This window comes from Paraburkholderia bannensis NBRC 103871 (genome assembly GCF_000685015.1).
In the GTDB taxonomy this organism is placed as follows: domain Bacteria; phylum Pseudomonadota; class Gammaproteobacteria; order Burkholderiales; family Burkholderiaceae; genus Paraburkholderia; species Paraburkholderia bannensis.
This window is the reverse complement of the sequence record NZ_BAYA01000028.1, coordinates 63,514-80,105: the sequence shown is the minus strand read 5'-3', so window position 1 is coordinate 80,105 and position 16,592 is coordinate 63,514. Positions and strand designations below refer to the sequence as shown.

General features: G+C 63.0%; 12 protein-coding genes. 8 read left to right on the top strand and 4 right to left on the bottom strand.

Annotated features, from left to right (window positions below):
• Positions 1–10 precede the first annotated feature (10 nt).
• The 3 genes from qhpC to peaA all read right to left on the bottom strand — a co-directional run bounded on the left by qhpC (position 11) and on the right by peaA (position 3,508).
• On the bottom strand, positions 11–334 hold the full coding sequence (gene qhpC, locus BBA01S_RS30675; RefSeq protein WP_027819789.1) for a quinohemoprotein amine dehydrogenase subunit gamma: 324 nt from the start codon (positions 332–334) through the stop codon (positions 11–13).
• Position 335: 1 nt separating this feature from the next.
• Entirely contained in the window at positions 336–1,775 is a 1,440-nt protein-coding gene (gene peaB / locus BBA01S_RS30670; protein WP_027819788.1) for a quinohemoprotein amine dehydrogenase maturation protein, read from the bottom strand.
• Between the two features lie 89 nt (positions 1,776–1,864).
• A complete protein-coding gene (peaA, locus tag BBA01S_RS30665; RefSeq protein WP_027819787.1) occupies positions 1,865–3,508 on the bottom strand; it encodes a quinohemoprotein amine dehydrogenase subunit alpha in 1,644 nt (547 codons plus the stop codon).
• A 536-nt stretch (positions 3,509–4,044) separates the two neighbouring features.
• Here peaA and BBA01S_RS30660 point away from each other — a divergent pair.
• From BBA01S_RS30660 to BBA01S_RS30630, 7 genes are all read left to right on the top strand, one after another.
• Positions 4,045–5,550 carry an aldehyde dehydrogenase family protein gene (locus tag BBA01S_RS30660; RefSeq protein ID WP_174479189.1) on the top strand — a complete coding sequence of 502 codons (1,506 nt, stop codon included), beginning with the start codon at positions 4,045–4,047 and terminating at the stop codon, positions 5,548–5,550.
• Positions 5,551–5,645: 95 nt separating this feature from the next.
• Positions 5,646–5,966, top strand: coding sequence for a high-potential iron-sulfur protein (locus tag BBA01S_RS30655; protein ID WP_042298166.1), 321 nt, complete (start codon positions 5,646–5,648; stop codon positions 5,964–5,966).
• A 183-nt stretch (positions 5,967–6,149) separates the two neighbouring features.
• The gene (locus BBA01S_RS30650) at positions 6,150–8,081 is read left to right on the top strand and encodes a sigma-54-dependent Fis family transcriptional regulator (protein ID WP_245641636.1); all 1,932 of its coding nucleotides are present in this window, start codon (positions 6,150–6,152) and stop codon (positions 8,079–8,081) included.
• Between the two features lie 21 nt (positions 8,082–8,102).
• A complete protein-coding gene (locus BBA01S_RS30645) occupies positions 8,103–9,833 on the top strand; it encodes an ABC transporter ATP-binding protein (RefSeq protein ID WP_027819783.1) in 1,731 nt (576 codons plus the stop codon).
• Positions 9,823–10,518 carry a subtilisin-like serine protease QhpE gene (qhpE, locus tag BBA01S_RS30640; RefSeq protein WP_027819782.1) on the top strand — a complete coding sequence of 232 codons (696 nt, stop codon included), beginning with the start codon at positions 9,823–9,825 and terminating at the stop codon, positions 10,516–10,518. Before BBA01S_RS30645 ends, qhpE begins: the two co-directional genes overlap by 11 nt.
• The gene (gene qhpG / locus BBA01S_RS30635; RefSeq protein ID WP_027819781.1) at positions 10,515–11,831 is read left to right on the top strand and encodes a flavin-dependent monooxygenase QhpG; all 1,317 of its coding nucleotides are present in this window, start codon (positions 10,515–10,517) and stop codon (positions 11,829–11,831) included. The genes qhpE and qhpG overlap by 4 nt, the downstream gene beginning before the upstream one ends.
• Positions 11,832–12,034: 203 nt before the next feature.
• Complete coding sequence (locus BBA01S_RS30630; RefSeq protein ID WP_042298165.1) at positions 12,035–13,195, top strand: porin; 1,161 nt, start codon at positions 12,035–12,037, stop codon at positions 13,193–13,195.
• Between the two features lie 33 nt (positions 13,196–13,228).
• Here the strand turns inward: BBA01S_RS30630 and BBA01S_RS30625 are convergent, their stop codons facing one another.
• On the bottom strand, positions 13,229–14,317 hold the full coding sequence (locus BBA01S_RS30625; RefSeq protein ID WP_084162657.1) for a helix-turn-helix transcriptional regulator: 1,089 nt from the start codon (positions 14,315–14,317) through the stop codon (positions 13,229–13,231).
• 221 nt (positions 14,318–14,538) lie between these two features.
• Between BBA01S_RS30625 and BBA01S_RS30620 the strand changes: the two genes are divergently transcribed.
• Entirely contained in the window at positions 14,539–16,551 is a 2,013-nt protein-coding gene (locus BBA01S_RS30620) for a glycoside hydrolase family 3 protein (protein WP_027819778.1), read from the top strand.
• The last annotated feature ends 41 nt before the right edge of the window (positions 16,552–16,592 follow it).

Below are 16,592 nucleotides of genomic sequence, written 5' to 3'. Positions count from 1 at the left end.
GTCGCGTGGCTTAGTTGTCTTTGGGAAATACGCTGCCGAGGTTGCGCCAGTCCTTGCCCGAATCGGCGGCCGTCTTGTTCCAGTCCTGGAAGGTCGTCATCATGTCGGGCACCTGCGCGGGCCACCAGCACGGATCGGAGCAGCCGTAGAGATCGGCTTCCATCGGCTGGCACAGCGACGCCACGCCGCCGAACACGTCCACTTCCCAGCCGGGATCGGTCGTCGCGGTACAGCCCGCCACCGAGGTCATCGCGACCACTTCTTCGAGGCGGTCTTCGGCCGCGGCCTGCTCCAGTTGCTTCGCCTTGTTGTTGAGCGGCTTGAGATGTTTCATGTCAGTGTGCCTTGCGCGAAGTGATGTGTTGCTCGATGAACGCGGGATTGCCGGCCATGATGCGGCTATAGATTTCGATGCCGAAATCCACCCAGTCGCGCATCAGCTCGCAATAGTGGTAGGTGGGATGCTGCGGATCGCCGTAGCGCGCATAGCTCTCGTGATAGCAGCCGCCCGAGCACAGGTTGCGGATACGGCAGGTCTCGCAGCCCGTGCCTTCGCGTTCGAGCCGTTGCGAGAGAAAGTCCGTGAGCGCCTCAGTTTTGACGCCCGTATGCACGTTGCCGAACGTCGGCAGCGTCGACCCCGTAAAGCGATGGCACAGGTTCAGTTCGCCCTGGTGATCGACCGCCAGCATCTTGAGGCCCGCGCCACAGGGCAGCGATTTTTTGTGGCCTTCGTGAATATCGGTAATCAGCTGATGCAGGTTCGAGAAGCCGATATTGCGATTTTCCAGCGCCGCCGCCAGGTAGCGCCGCCCGAGCGCTTTCATGTTGTCGAATACGCGCTTCAATTCTTCGGGCTGCAGATTAAACGTATCGAGCGCACCGGACGTCACCGGCGCGAAGCCCACTTCGGCGAAACCAAGCTCGTTGAAGAGATGATCCCAGATCCCCGCGATATCGGTCACGCCGCTGGTGAGCGTGACGCGCGCGCCCACCGGGCGGCTGCGATAGCGCTTGAGCAGCATCTCCGCCTTGCGGCGCACGACATCGTAAGTCCCCGTACCGCCCACGGTGCGGCGGTTCAGGTCGTGCACGGAACGGGGGCCGTCCATGCTGACGGACAGGCCAAACCGATGCGCGTCGAGCCAGTCGACAATCTCTTCAGTCAGGAGCGTCGCGTTGGTCGTCATGACGAAATCGACGCCCTTGCCCAGCGCGCCAAAACGCAGCTCGCAATACTCGACCATGTTCTCGATGAGCTTGCGGTTGCTCAGCGGCTCGCCGCCGAAAAACACCACGGTATAGCGCGGCTCGTCGGGCGACTGCTCGATGAGCATTTCCACCGACGCCCTGGCCGTTTCCAGGTCCATGCGCCGCCCGGCCGATGGCGTATCCAGGTCTTCCTTGTAGCAATACGTGCAGCTCAGGTTGCAGCCCGTATTCACGTTGAGCACGACGGTATTGAGCGCCACACGCTCCACCCGCTTGATGCCGATTTCGGGCGTGAGCGGCGAGCCGTCGCTCACCACTTCCAGCGCCATGAGTTCTTCGAGCGTTTCGTTCAGCTCGACGCGGTCGCTGCGCGCCGATGTATTCGCCAGCCGCGCGAACAGTTCGTCCGCCGTGCAGCTGCTCGCGCGCAGTGCGTCGATGATGGCGGCCGTCATGCGATCGGCGGCAAACAGCGAACTGCTCGGTACATGGAACATCAGGCGCGCGTCGTCTACCTGCACTTCGTGGACGTTGCGCTCGACTACGTTCAGCATGCCGTTCATCTCACTCTCCTTGCATTCGTTCCGGTGCTATGCGATTGCGACGCGCGTGCTCTTGCCGCGCGCCTTCACGACTGACGCTGAGGTACGCATCAAGGAATCGGCGGATTGTTCCAGCGCTGCACGCCCACGATCAGATGGGCCTTGCCCGTCACGGTCTGCCCCGCGTCCTCGACTGCGGCGATCACGTTGAGATTGCCGGTGTTGTTGGTGGACATGCGCCGCGCCGGATTCGGGCCGGCGTCGCCCGGCGTGAACACGCCATTGGCGGCCTGCATCGCGCCCGAGAACTTCACGTCGCGATCGTCCTTCGCCTGCTCGTTGAACGGCTCGACCGACCACTTCGCCGGCACCACGCCGATACGGAACGGCTTGCCCGCTGCATCCACGCCCCATGCTTCTGCGTCGAAGCGGCCTTCGACCTTCGGCAGCGGGCCACCGTTGCCGCCGATGCGCGCGACGGCATACTCGGGCACCACCTTCACATCCTTTATCTGGCGATAGACCGAGAATTGACCGCCCTGCGCGTTGTTAGCGTTGTTGTTCAGGCTCACGGTGCGCGTACCCGCGGCGCTGTCGCCGCTCGCCGTCACCCGCACGCGGATCGCCTGCGCGGAGCGCGCCACCACGCCATCCACCTTCACGCCCGGGCCGAAGTCAGGCGTGCCTTGCAGATTCGCGCCAACGACGGTCAACTCGGTGCTTTCGCCTGCCTTGATGAATGCGGGCTGCACGGCGAGGATGCGCGGCGCGCCCTTCGCGTCCAGCTTCGCCGCGTCGAAGTCGAGACCGCGCTCGTCGTGCCCTTCGTCGAACATGCGGCCCTTCATTTCGCCACGGGTGGCGGCCAGCACCTGGCGCATTTCGACGCCTTGCACCTTGATGCTCGCGCGCCATTCGTAACCGTCGTAGAGCACGGCGGTGCCGCTGCCGTCGAACGCGCCGCCATCGGCGAAATGGCCTTTGAGCGTCACCTTGAAGGTATCTTTCGTGCCGCCCGTCACTGTCATCACGCCCGCAGCATCGCCGCGTCCCGGCATATGGCCGGCGAAGCTCCACGCCCCCGCGAGCGAGGTCGCCTTCGGGCGCGTCTTCTGCCACTGCGCCCACTGCGCGCTCTCATACGGATACTGCTGCGCGAGCATCGGCGCGATGTCCTTGAGCGCGACGTTGAGCCAGTCGCGGTCGCGACCCATCGCCGAATATTCGATCGACGGCCATTGCCCGAGGTGGAAATTCACGAGCCTGTCCCACTCGGCGACAGGACGGCGCTGCAACAGCGGACGCGCCGCCGAGTGACAGCGCGCACACATCTCCTTGAACTCGTCGGAGCCGAGCACTTCCTGCGTGTTCAGGCGCCTTTCGAGCGCGTAGCGCGCATCGGCGGTCTCGCTGGGCGCGAGGCCCTGGCGGTCGGCGAGATACTTGACGATGATCTGGCGGTCTTCGTCGCTGATCACGAGACCGTGCATGGTCTGCATGCGCCCAATTGTCATGAGCCAGCCTTCAGGCGTCTTGCGTTGATGGCTGATGCGGCTCCACGAGTCCTTCGATTCCGCGCTATGACACGCGGCGCAAGTCTGGCTGATGATGGTCGGCGCATCGCGGGTTTCGACTGCACTCTGGGCGCGCGCGGCAGGGGCGGCGAAGGCAAGCGGCAACATGAGGCTCGCGAGGCAAGCGCCGCGAGCACCAATAGCAAGCCGCGACGAGCGGTTGCGCAAATGAAAATTCATGAACAAGGCTTCGCTCCTTTACCGGGTTCTCTGTGGCCTGTCTCGTTTCGTCTCACGCGGCGCGAGTGTTTCCGTATCGCTTCGCATAAGGATTGTGAGGCGCTGCAATGCTTCGGCGGAGCATTAAGCATGGGGCGTGCCAATGCGATTCTATGCGCCATCCGATGCATTCATGCCTTAAAACAAGGGCTTTTCTTAATGCGAGTTCCGGGTAATCACCGATACGAAAAATAATTCGCTTGCGCATCGACACACCTAATTTGATGCGCCCGCACGCATTGCGTCGTCTCCGTCTCGTCTCATGTCTCATGCAAATTCTCAAAATGAGACAGATCGGCTGATTGAGCGCATTTGTCCGGTTTTGCCCAGTGCATTCGTGCGCGGTTCGGGAACGCCATCGCATCAATGCTTTAAGCGTGCATGCAATGCATGTCGCCAGCCATCTGGTACAGAAGCTGCTTGACGCGCTCCTCGACAGGTCAATCCAGGCCGGGGCAATCCAGACCCCGGTCGACTCAACGAGCGAGGAACCACTCATGCAGGCTGTGCCCGCAACCCTCCCGCAACTGCTGCCGCAAACCCAGGCGTTTATCGAACGCGCGCCCACCATGCTGATCGGCGATCAGTGGGTGCACGCTGCCAGCGGGGCGACGCTGCCCGTCTACAACCCGGCCACCGGCGCGCATCTCGCCGATGTGCCGAAGTCCGGTGCGCAAGACGTCGACCGCGCCGTGCAGGCCGCGCGCCGCGCCTTCGACGATTCCGCATGGAGCCGTATGCGCCCGCGCGAGCGCCAGAACCTGCTGTGGCGTTTCGCCGACCTGATCGAGCGCGACGCACCCATGCTCGCCGAACTCGAATGCCTGAACAACGGCAAGAGCGCCGCCGTCGCGCGCGTGATGGACGTGCAACTGGGTATCGATTTCCTGCGCTATATGGCGGGTTTCGCGACCAAGATCGAAGGCTCGACCGTCGAGGTCTCAGCGCCGCTGATGCCCGACGCGCACCTGCACGGCTTCACGCGCCGCGAAGCCGTAGGCGTGGTGGGCGCAATCGTCGCGTGGAATTTCCCACTGCTGCTGGCGTGCTGGAAGCTCGGCCCCGCGCTTGCGACGGGTTGCACCGTGGTGCTCAAACCCGCCGACGAAACGCCGCTCACCGCGCTCAAGCTCGCGGAGCTTGCGCTGGAAGCCGGTTATCCGCCGGGCGTGTTCAACGTCGTGACGGGCACGGGCGTCGAAGCCGGTGCTGCGCTTTCGCATCACCCCGATGTCGACAAGCTCACCTTCACGGGATCGACCGAAGTGGGCAAGCTGATCGGCAAGGCCGCGATGGAGTCGATGACGCGCATCACGCTCGAACTGGGCGGCAAGTCGCCGACCATCGTGCTCGACGACGCCGACCCAGTGGCCGCCGCGCAAGGCGCCGCCACCGCGATCTTCTTCAACCAGGGGCAAGTGTGCTGCGCGGGTTCGCGCCTTTATGTGCAGCGCAAGCACTTCGACAACGTGGTGGGCGACATCGCATCGATTGCCAACCGCATGAAGATTGGCAACGGCCTGGATCCGGCCACGGAAATGGGCCCGCTCATCTCGCTCAAGCAGCAGCAGCGCGTCTATGGCTATATCGAACGCGGCCGCGCGGCAGGCGTGCAGGTCGCGTGCGGCGGTGAGCAGTTTGGGCCGGGCTACTTCGTCAAGCCCACGGTGATTGTCGATGTCGAGCAGAAAAGCCCGCTCGTGCAGGAGGAAATCTTCGGGCCGGTGCTGGTGGCGATTCCGTTCGACACCATCGACGATGCCTTGAAGCTCGCCAACGACACACGCTATGGACTGGGCGCGAGCATCTGGACGAATAATCTGAGCGCCGCGCATCGCATGATTCCAAAGATCCGCTCGGGATCGGTCTGGGTCAATTGCCACAGCGCGCTTGATCCGGCGCTGCCCTTCGGCGGCTATCGCATGTCGGGCCTTGGCCGCGAAATGGGCGCAGCCGCCATCGAGCATTACACCGAAATCAAATCGGTGCTGATGAACGTTTAAAGCGCTTTATCCCCCCAACGCCGCGCGCTTTTAAAAACGCGCGGCAAGCGCACTTAAAGCGCGCATTCCTCACACTACAACGTCATAAAACTGCCATGGATTTAACCCGTCAATCGCGCCGTTCGTTCTTGATTGCCTCTGCCAGCACGCTCGTTTCATTGCCGCTCGCGCGCACGGCGTACGCCGAAGCCCCGCTCGTCGCCGAAACCGATCCCGCCGCCCAGGCGCTCGGTTATCGCGCCGATGCAAAACAAGTCGATAAAGCGAAATTCGCACGCTATTCCGCAGGCCAGGATTGCGGCAACTGTACGTTTTATCAGGGCAAACCCAGCGATGCCGCTGCGAACTGCCCGCTCTTTGGCGGCAAGCGCGTGGCCGCCGCGGGCTGGTGCAACGGTTACAACAAAAAAGCCTGAACCGGGCTGCACTGGCACGGCTTGCGCTTTCTCGCCGGCTTTCCTCCCTGCTTTTAAAGCGATGGAATGCGTTTTTGACCGGATGGACTTATCGCGGCAACCGTGCCAGATTAGCCCTTCGTTTAGCGCGGCATTCTGCAAGGCGGCGCACGCAATCAACCATCCAAGGTCAAGGGGGACAGCTTGCACGATTCCTTTCCTCCCATGCCGGCGCTGGCCGACCGGCAACACGCCGCTGAACTGATCCGCCAGCGCCTGCGCTCGGACAGCCTCGTTCCGCAGGGCTGGCTGCGCATGGAGATCGACGCCTCCTGGCGACGCAGCGTTGCACACGGCGTGCGCTGCCATGACGATGCGCTGCTCAACCTGCATGAGTTTCGCGACCTCGCCGAACTGCGCGATGCCAACCGCATGCTGCTCGACGCCGCGACGCCTGATCTCGAATTCCTCGCCCAGCGTTGCGGCCAGCAAGGCATCGTGATTCTCGCCAATGCAGAGGCCACGATTCTTTCTGTCGAAGGCAATTCGGGCGCGCTCGCGGATCTGGGCATCGGCGACGTGTCGCCGGGCGCAACGTGGACGGAGTCGCTACGCGGCACCAATGCGCTCGGCACGGCGCTGGTCGAAGGCCGTCCGGTCGCGATCGACAGCGGCGAACATTTTCTGGGGCGCCTTGCGCGCTTCTCATGCCGTTCGCTGCCGATCGCCGATCCGCATGGCAAGGTGATCGGCGTACTCGATCTCACGCGTGACGGCCAGTTGCCGCTCGCGCAGGACACGTTGTCGATGATGGTGGGCGCGGCGGCGAGCCATATCGAAGCACGCCTTTTCGAAGCGTTCTTTCCCGATCATTTCGTCATCGCGTTTCATCCCCATCGCGCTTACCTCGAATCGACGTGGTGTGGTGTGCTTGCCGTGCGCGAGGACGGCACGATCGTCGCCGCAAGCGCGCAGGCCTGCGAACTGCTGGGCCTCGCACGCGCGGATATCGTCGGCCTTCAGTGCGCGAGCCTGCGCGGCATGAGTTTCGCTGCGTTCATCGGCCAGGCGCATACGCTGGATATTGCGGACGTCGCGCATGATCTCGCACTGCGCGTACTGCGCGCGCCGCGACGCGCAGCTTCGAATACCGGCAGTGGCGCGACGCGTTCGCTCAACGCACGCCCAGCTACCTCAGGCGCGCGCGAATCGGGTCTCGTCAAAATCGCGGGCCGGCAAGGCCGCTTGCTGCGCGCGTTGCAGATGGCGCGGCGCGGCCTGGACAACGCATTGCCGGTGCTCGTGCAAGGCGAGACCGGCACCGGCAAGGAAGTCGTCGCGCGGGCGCTGCACGAAGCGAGCGAACGCGCGGGCAAGCCGTTTATCGCGGTGAATTGCGCGTCGATTCCCGAAGGCCTGATCGAATCCGAACTCTTCGGCTATCGCGACGGCGCATTCACGGGCGCGCGCAAGGGCGGCATGCTCGGGCGCGTGATGCAGGCGCATGGCGGAACGCTCTTTCTCGACGAAATCGGCGACATGCCGCTGCAACTTCAGGCGCGCCTGCTGCGCGTGCTGCAGGAGCGCAAGGTTGCGCCACTGGGCGCGGGCGAAGAACAGGCCATCGACATCGCCGTGATCTGCGCCACGCACCGCAGCCTGGCCGGAATGGTGCGCGACAAGAGCTTTCGCGAAGACCTGTTCTACCGCATCAACGGCGTAAGCGTGGCATTGCCCGCGCTGCGCGAACGCGACGACATCGACCTGATCGCAGCATCGCTGATGGAACGTCTGAATGCCCAGGACGTTCATGTCAGCGATGAGTTATCCGAAGTATTTCGCACGCACCCGTGGCCGGGCAATATCCGCCAGCTCGAAATGGTCTTGCGCACCGCGCTTGCCGTTCGCGCCGACGACGAACACGAGATCGGCCTCGACCATCTTTGCGACGGCTTTATCGACGGCGCCTGCCCTGCCGCGACCCATCCAGCCGGGCATGGCTTGATCCGCAAGCATGAAGACGAACTGATCCGCGAGAGCCTCGCGCGCCATGACGGCAATGTCGCGGCGGCGGCGCTCACGCTCGGCATCAGCCGCGCTACGCTGTACCGCAAGCTCAAGCGGCTGCGCCCCTGACTTGATACGCTACCCACGTTTATGCTGAACCTGCTGCTCCGTCTTGCGAAAACCGACGACCGCGCGCGCCTCGAAGTGTCGATGGCGTGGCTCTACGGTTTCGTGCGGCCGCATCGGCTCGCGATTGCGGGGCTGCTCGCACTATCGGCTTGCGCGTCGCTGCTCGTGCTCGTGCAGCCGTGGATCACGAAGGAGATGATCGACCGCGGGCTGGTTGGGCGCAATTTTTCGATGCTGTTCGTGCTGGCGCTGGCGATGATCGGCGCGGGGCTGGTCGGCACTATGCTGGGCGGCGTGAACCGCTATCTGCATACGCGTCTTTCGGGCCGCGTGCTGTTCGCGCTGCGCAGCGCCGTGTACGCCCACCTGCAAAAGCTGCCGCCTTCGTTCTATGGACGGCGGCGCATTGGCGACCTGCTTTCGCGCCTGGATGGCGACGTTGCGGAAATCCAGCGCTTCGCCCTGGATGCGCTATTTTCCGCCGTGTCGAGCGTGATCGGGCTGCTCGGCTCCGTGGCTTTGCTGCTCACGCTGTCGGTCAAGCTCTCGTTGCTCGTCGCGGTGCTGATCCCCTTCGAGGCCCTCTGGCTTCGCTGGATGCGCCGCAAGGTCGAGCGCGACGCGCGCGGCCTGCGCGAAAGCGCCGCCGACCTGTCTTCGTTTCTCGTCGAAACGCTGCCCGCGATGAAATTCATCCAGGCAAGCAGGCAGCAGAATGCGGAGCGCGCGCGGCTCGAACAGTTCGGCGACCGGTATATGGATCGGCTGCTCAAGCTTCAGGTGACGGAGTTCTTCACGCAGTCGGTGCCGGGGCTGTTCACGTCGATTTCGCGCGCCTGCGCGTTCCTGGTCGGCGGCTATTGGGTCGTGCAAGGCGAATGGCAACTGGGCGCGCTCATCGCGTTCACGACCTACCTCGGCATGGCCGTCGGGCCGGTGAAAAGCCTGCTGGGCCTCTACGTCGCGCTCCAGCGCATGACCGTGAGCCTCACGCGCGTGGTCGAGCTTCAACACGAACCCGTGATCGTTCAGGAACCCGAATCGCCTGCCGCGCCCACTGACGACAGCACGCTCGAATTCGACGACGTCTGGTTTTCGCATGAAGAACGCGCGCACGGTGTGCTGCGCGGTGCGAGCGCCGTGCTGCCTGCCGGCCGCAAGATCGCGCTCGCGGGCGCATCGGGCGCGGGCAAGTCCACGCTGATCGACCTGGTGCAGCGCTTTTACGATCCACAAGCGGGCACGCTGCGCCTGGGCGGCGTCGACCTGCGCGACCTGCATCTGGACGAACTGCGCCGCCGCGTGGCCGTGGTGAGTCAGGACATCGTGCTGTTTCGCGGCAGTCTGGCCGACAACGTGCGCTACAGCGCACCGCATGCCAGCCGCGAACAGGTCGCACTGGCGGTGCATGCCGCGCAACTCGATGCGCTGGTGGCGACACTGCCCGAAGGACTCGACAGCCAGATCGGCGAGCGCGGCCAGCAGCTTTCCGGCGGCCAGAAACAGCGCATCGCGATTGCACGGGCGCTCTTGCAGGAGCCGTCGATCCTCGTGCTCGACGAAGCCACCTCCGCCGTGGACGAAGCCACCGAGCGCGAAGTGATCGCCCAGATCGACACGCTGTTTGCCACGCGCACGCGCATCCTCATCAGCCATCGCGCAGCGACGCTCGCGCACGCCGATCTGCATTTCGACCTGATCGACGGGCGGCTGGTGATGCGCGAATCGCAGGGAGCCGCGCATGAGCACTGAATTGCGCGTGGGGATTGTCGATAGCGGCTATCGCGCCGACCAGGCTGTGCATGTGCACACGAGCGCGGCCTTCTTGCTCGGCGACGATATGCAGGTCTATCGGCGTGAAGCCATCGCGGATCGGCTCGGGCATGGCAGCGCCGTATTGGAGCGCATTGCATTCAATGTACCCGAGGCGCGTTTTTGCGTCGCGCAAGTGTTTCGCGATCGCGCAGCAACCACGCCGCTGCAGATCGCCGACGCGATGCGCTGGCTCGTTGATCAAGGTGTCAGCCTCATCAATCTGAGCCTGGGCGTGCGCGCCGATCGCACAGCACTGCGCGAAGCCTGCGCGTACGCGGTGGATGCGGGCGTGGTGGTCTGCGCGGCGTGCCCTGCACAAGGCGATCCCGTGTTTCCGTCGAGCTATCCTGGCGTCGTGCGCGTGACGGGCGATGCGCGCTGCAATGCCGCGCAATGGTCATGGCTCGACAGCGCGCAAGCCGAATTCGGCGCACTCGTGCGCAGCGACGGCGCGACGCAAGCGGGCGCAAGCATCGCCACCGCCGCGTTGAGCGGCCACGCCGCCGCGTGGCTCATGCGCCATGCAGAAGCAAGCCGCGACGCAAACCGCGACGCCCTGCTCGCCTGGCTGCGCGCCAACGCGGCTTTTATCGGCGTCGAAAGACGCACGCACGCATCATGAGCGCGCCGCGCATCGTCGTGCTCGGCGCGGGCCCGGCGGGCGCCGCCGTCGCGCGCTCGCTCGCGGGCCTCGGCTACGCCGTGCAGGTGGTGAGCGACTGGCGGCGCTTCGACGCCGTCGAGGGCATGTCGCCGCGCGTGATCGAAGGCCTGCGTCACGCGGGACTGCATCGCGCCGCCAACGCCGTCGCGGGCCCAAGCGCACGCACGACGCTCTGGAACGGCGTGCTGCAAACGCTCAACGCGGAATATCTGGTCGACCGGCGCGTGTTCGACGCCGCGCTGCGCGACGACCTGCGCAGCGCGAATGTCGAAGTCATCGAGGCCAACGTGCGCAGCGTGCAAACCGCACCGTCGGGCCACGACCTCATGATCGAGACTTGCGATGGCCCGCTGTCGCTGCGCGCGGAATTCCTTGTCGAAGCGCGTGGCCGTCTCGCGCCACTGATGCGCGACGCCACGCGCGGGCCACAAACCTTAAGTCTCCTGAACGTCTGGCAGGGCGAACGCGGCGCGGCAGCCTCAGCGGTGGAAAGCCTCCAGGATGGCTGGGCGTGGATGGCGCGCCTGCCCGATGGCCGCTGCTACTGGCAAATGACACTGGACGTGGCAAGCGCAGAACTCCCGCAGCGCGACGAATTGCCAGCATTCTGCGCGCGCATGCGCCGTGCGCCGCTGGCGAGCAACTTCTTCGCGCGCGACGCCGACACCGACGTCCGCCTGCATGCGCGTAGCAGCACGCCCACGCTGTGCGGGCGTACGGGCGGCAGCAACTGGCTGCGCGTGGGCGACGCGGCAATGGCCGTCGATCCGCTGTCCGGCAACGGCATCTTTCAGTCGCTATCGTCCGCGCTCCAGGCACCCGCTGTCATTCACACGCTGCTTAGTTGCCCCGAACGCGCCTCGCTCGCGCTACGTTTTCACCAGCAACGCATCGAACAGCTTTTCATGCGCTTCGCGCGCACCGGCCGCGACTTTTACGCGCTGGAACAACGCTGGGCCGCGCGGCCATTCTGGGAAGCGCGCCGCCTCTGGCCCGACGACGCGCCGCTGCATGTGAGCGCCGATTTCAGCCAGCTCAACATCGAACGCGCGCCCGTCATCGACGGCAACCTGATCTCCGAAGCCGATGTGGTCGTGAGCCCCGATCAGCCGCTGGGCGTCTGGCACCTGCAAGGCGTGCCGCTCGCGCCCATTGTCGAAGCGCTGCGCAAACAGCCCGCCGAACAGGTGCTGCGTGCGCTCGACGCCGATCAGGCCCGGCTCGTTCGTCACTGGCTCGACGCGCACGGCTATTCACAGGCGCAGGCCTGATTCCCCCCTTCCCTTTAGCGTTTTGTTCCGTCGCTTGCGCTCGCGCGTGCGGTCTCAAGTTGAGACGAGACGCGCCTCACCTTGAGACATAAAGCGCGTCTTTTGACCGTCCTGCAAGCGTGCGAGCATTGGCACGACACCTGCTTGATGTGTGCGGCATCTTCTCGCGCACAATCAATCAAACAGGAACGGCCCCCATTCAAATGAAAAAATCCGCAATCGCCAATTCCGCAGGATTCCTTATTTTTAGCGCGCTTGGTGCGTTTAGCTCGCACGCTTTCGCGCAAAGCAGCGTCATGCTTTTCGGCGTCATCGACGAAGGCCTTAACTACGCAAGCAATGTCGGCGGCAAGTCGTCATGGCAGACCGCAAGCGGCGATCTCGCGATCAGCCGCTGGGGCCTCAAGGGCAGCGAGGATCTAGGCGGCGGCCTGCATGCGATCTTCGATCTGGAAAGCGGCTTCGCGCTCGACAATGGCGCGGCGGCATATGGCGGCCGCCTGTTCGGCTACCAGTCCTATGTGGGACTGCAATCGGACAGCTATGGCACGCTCACCTTCGGGCGTCAGTTCGATTCGGTCGCCGATACGGTGGGTCTGCTCACCGCCAATGGCAACTGGGCCGGTTTTCTGTTCTCGCATCCACTCGACAACGACAATACCGACGCCACTTATCACGCCAGCAACGCCGTCAAATACACGAGTCCCACATGGGCTGGGTTCTCGGCGACAGCGCTCTATGGCTTCAGCAACCAGGCCGGTGCGTTCGCCAACAACCGCATTTTCAGCGCGGGGCTGAACTACACGTGGCAGACGCTGACACTCGCTGCCGTATATGCCGATCTGGGCGCGCCGGGCGCCAATGCATCGGGCGCGATTGCTTCCGACGATATGGGCTTTGCCGCGCGCAACCAGAAAACGTGGGGCATCGGCGCGAATTACGGAATCGGCGAGGCCACGTTAGGCCTGGTCTATACGCGCGCCAATGTGATGGATCCGCAAAGTTCGATTTACGTTGGCGCGCTCGGACTGGGCGAACATAGCAGCCTCAAGTTCGACAATATCGAAGTCAATGCGCGTTACAACGTGACGCCCGCCGTGATCGTCGGCGCGATGTACACGTATACGCATGCGGCGCTCGACCAGGACACCGGGCGCGCTTCGCTGCACTGGAACCAGTGGGGCGCAATGGTGAAGTATCTGTTTTCAAAGCGCACGTCCGTGTACGGCCAGGTAATCTATCAAGCCGTCTCGGGCGGCAATACCGGCACGGCGCTCGATGGCGCCTACGTACCGGGTTCAGCGGGCGTATCGTCGAATTCGCATCAGGTGGTTGCGCGCATCGCCATGAATCACACGTTCTGATGCGTTCGACAACATTCGCAATGCGTGCCGTCGTCAGCCGCTGTAATTTTGAGCCGCATGGCGCTGCTGAGACTTTTGCCGGAAGGTCTGCGGCGCCATCTGATGGCCGCTGCGGAAAAACCGCGTAAACGCGCTTTGCGACGAGAAACCCAGCATATCGCTAATTTCAGACAGACTGCATCGCGTTTCCCTAAGCAGCCGGCACGCGCGTTCAAGTTTAACGCGCGTTTCCAGGTCGCTGAAATTCAGCCCCTCTACGCGCAACTGGCGATTCAAAGTCCAACGCGACGTTTCAAGCCGTTCGCATACGGCAGACAGTAGCGACGCTTTCCTGGAGCCGTCAAAATCGCAGTCCATCACGATCTCGGTGATGAGTTGCTCGACCGTGGCAGAAAAGCTGTGGCCCTGTTGCACCTGGCGAAACTGCTCCTGCACCTGCTGCAACAGATATGGCGCGAGTGTCGCGTTGTAATGCGGAAATGGCGCGTCGAGCAGCGAGGCATCGAATCTCATTTGATTCGCATTCGAATCGAATCTCGCCGTCGTGCCAAAAAAGTCGTCCAGCAGATGTCTATTGCGTGGCGCCGCTCCTGCCAGGGAGACATGAAAGACCGTGTTTTCCTTGACGTCGTAGGCACGGATCAACGTCGCCAGCACCTGAAAATTGGCGAGCGCCTGCAAGCCATTTTGCGGCATGAACTCCGCGACATACTCGACCTGCAACCAGCCTGGCGTTTCCTTGACGAAAAGAAAATCGAACTCGCCAATAATCGCCCTGAATTGAAGAAACGCTCCGATTGCTTCACGGAGCGTTGACGCATTGAAGCAATGATTTCCGAGTGCCGGAAAATGGGGATAGAGACCGCATTGCCTGTCGACGAGCCATTCGATCGACGGAGAAAGCGCGTGGATAAGTTCGATGCAGCGCTTATGCCGCGCGCCGTCCAGCCGGCCATCCCTGTCGACCAGGTCTTGCGTATTGATGCCGGTGCGCGCCTGGAATTGAGCGGGCCCCACACCCGCTGCTTCGGCGGCCGCCATTAAATCAACCGCGAGTCGATTGGATACGGTGCGCGCACGCCGCCCGATGCATGGCAAATGGTGCGATGTGTTCGGCTGCATCAGTCCTGGCTGAAAGTCTCAAACCGACGATCATGCGTGCCCGCTGTGCGTCTCACCATAGGGTCTTGCCATGACAGGGTGCAAGGCATCACTCGCCTTGCTCCAGCAGGTCAAATCCTGCACCGCCCGGTCAAGCCGGTATCCGCATCCACGGTTACGATCATTACGTCAATTTGACGAAATAAAAACAAATTGCTTGTGGCTCACTTCAGGAGGAAACAATGCATTTTGCTTCACGGCCTACGATGCCCCTTGCCGGTTCAATTGCCACTGCCACGGCTTTGGTGTTCGTTTTATATGCATGCGGAGGCAACCATATTGATTCGACGGTCAAGCAGCTCGACATCGGTCACACCTCGTTGCCGCTCATCACGGTCAACGGGTTGCAGTTCAAGGACATGAACCGCAATGGCCAGCTTGATCCTTACGAGGACTGGCGGCTTTCTCCGCAAGAGCGGGCGCGAGACTTGACATCGCGGCTGACACTCGCCGAAAAGGCTGGCCTGATGCTGCACGGCACGGCTCCTGTTCTTAACGATACGACGGGCGCGGGCACCGGCAGCGCTTACGATCTTGCGGCGCTACAGACGCAAATTGGCGATCTGGCCATCAGCACGTTCATTACGAGAATGAGCACGGACGCCCACACCATGGCGTTGCAATACAACGAAATCCAGGCGCTGGGCGAACAATCGAGGCTCGGCATTCCCATTTCGATCAGTTCCGATCCGCGCAGTCATTTTCAGTACGTACTAGGCGCCAGCGCGGGCGGTGGCGGGTTTTCTCAATGGCCTGAGACGCTCGGATTTGCCGCCGTCGGCGACGCGACGCTGACCCGCACGTTCGGTGACATCGTGCGGCAGGAATATCGCGCAGTGGGCATCACGGAGGCGCTTTCCCCACAAGCCGATCTCGCAACCGAGCCGCGCTGGGCGCGTATCAACGGCACATTCGGCGAGGATGCCGACCTCGCGAAAGCACAAGTGCAGGCGTATATCGAAGGCTTCCAGGGCGGCACGACCGGAATCAACAGCCAGAGCGTGATCGCGGTCGTCAAGCATTGGGCCGGCTACGGCGCCCAGAAAGATGGCTACGACAGCCACAACTACTACGGGCGCTATGCCACCTACCCCGGCAACAACTTTGCATATCACCTGAAGCCATTCGAAGGCGCGTTCGCCGCCAACGTTGGATCGGTCATGCCGACCTATTCCGAACCCGACGCTGCAGTCACCGTGGATGGCATCACGCTCGAACAGGTGGGCGGAGCCTTCGATAAACCGCTGTTGACCGACCTGTTGCGCGGCAAATATGGCTTTCAGGGCGTCATTGTTTCGGATTGGGGCATTGCCTCCGACTGCGACGCGAACTGCCTGAATGGCGTATCGTCGGGCGCGCCTTCATTCGTTGGATTCGGCACGCCGTGGGGAATGGAAACCGCCACGCGGCTTGCACGTTTCGTGAGAGCGACTAACGCGGGAATCGATCAATTTGGCGGAGAAAGCGACCCTTCGTTTCTCGTTCAGGCTGTCCAGCAGGGACTCCTAAGCGACGCGCGCCTGAGCGAATCGGCTTATCGCATCCTGTTGCAAAAATTCCAGCAGGGGCTGTTCGATCATCCCTACGTGGACGCCGATGCGGCCAGTTCGATCGTCGGCAATGCGTCCTTCCAGGCGCAGGCGCTCGATGCGCAACGGCGCGCGCTGGTGCTGCTGCAGAATACGGGCAACTATCTGCCGATGACCGGCAACGGAAAGAAGGTGTGGCTGTACGGGATCGATCCCGCGGTGGCGCAACAATACGGCTACACCGTTGTCAGCACGCCTCAGGCCGCAGACGTGGCGATAGTCCGTGCGAGCACGCCGTACCAGACGTTGCATCCCAACTATATCTTCGGCTCGATGCAACATGAAGGCAGCCTGGCGTTCACCGATGGCAACGCGGACTATGAGGCGATCAAGCAGGCCGCACTGGCGCCAAAATCCGTCGTCACGGTTTATATGGATCGCCCGGCGATATTGACCAACGTTCAGGGCAAGGCTACTGCGATACTCGCCAACTTCGGCGTCAGCGACGCGGCGCTGTTCGACGTCCTGACCGGCAAGGCCAAGCCCGAAGGACACCTGCCGTTTGAATTGCCGTCTTCGATGGATGAGGTCGTCGCACAGCGCGAGGACGTCCCGCACGATACGGCCCATCCGTTGTACACGTTCGGTTATGGATTGTCGTATTGAGGGAATTGGGCAATACGGCGCAGGTCGATTGACCTGCGCCG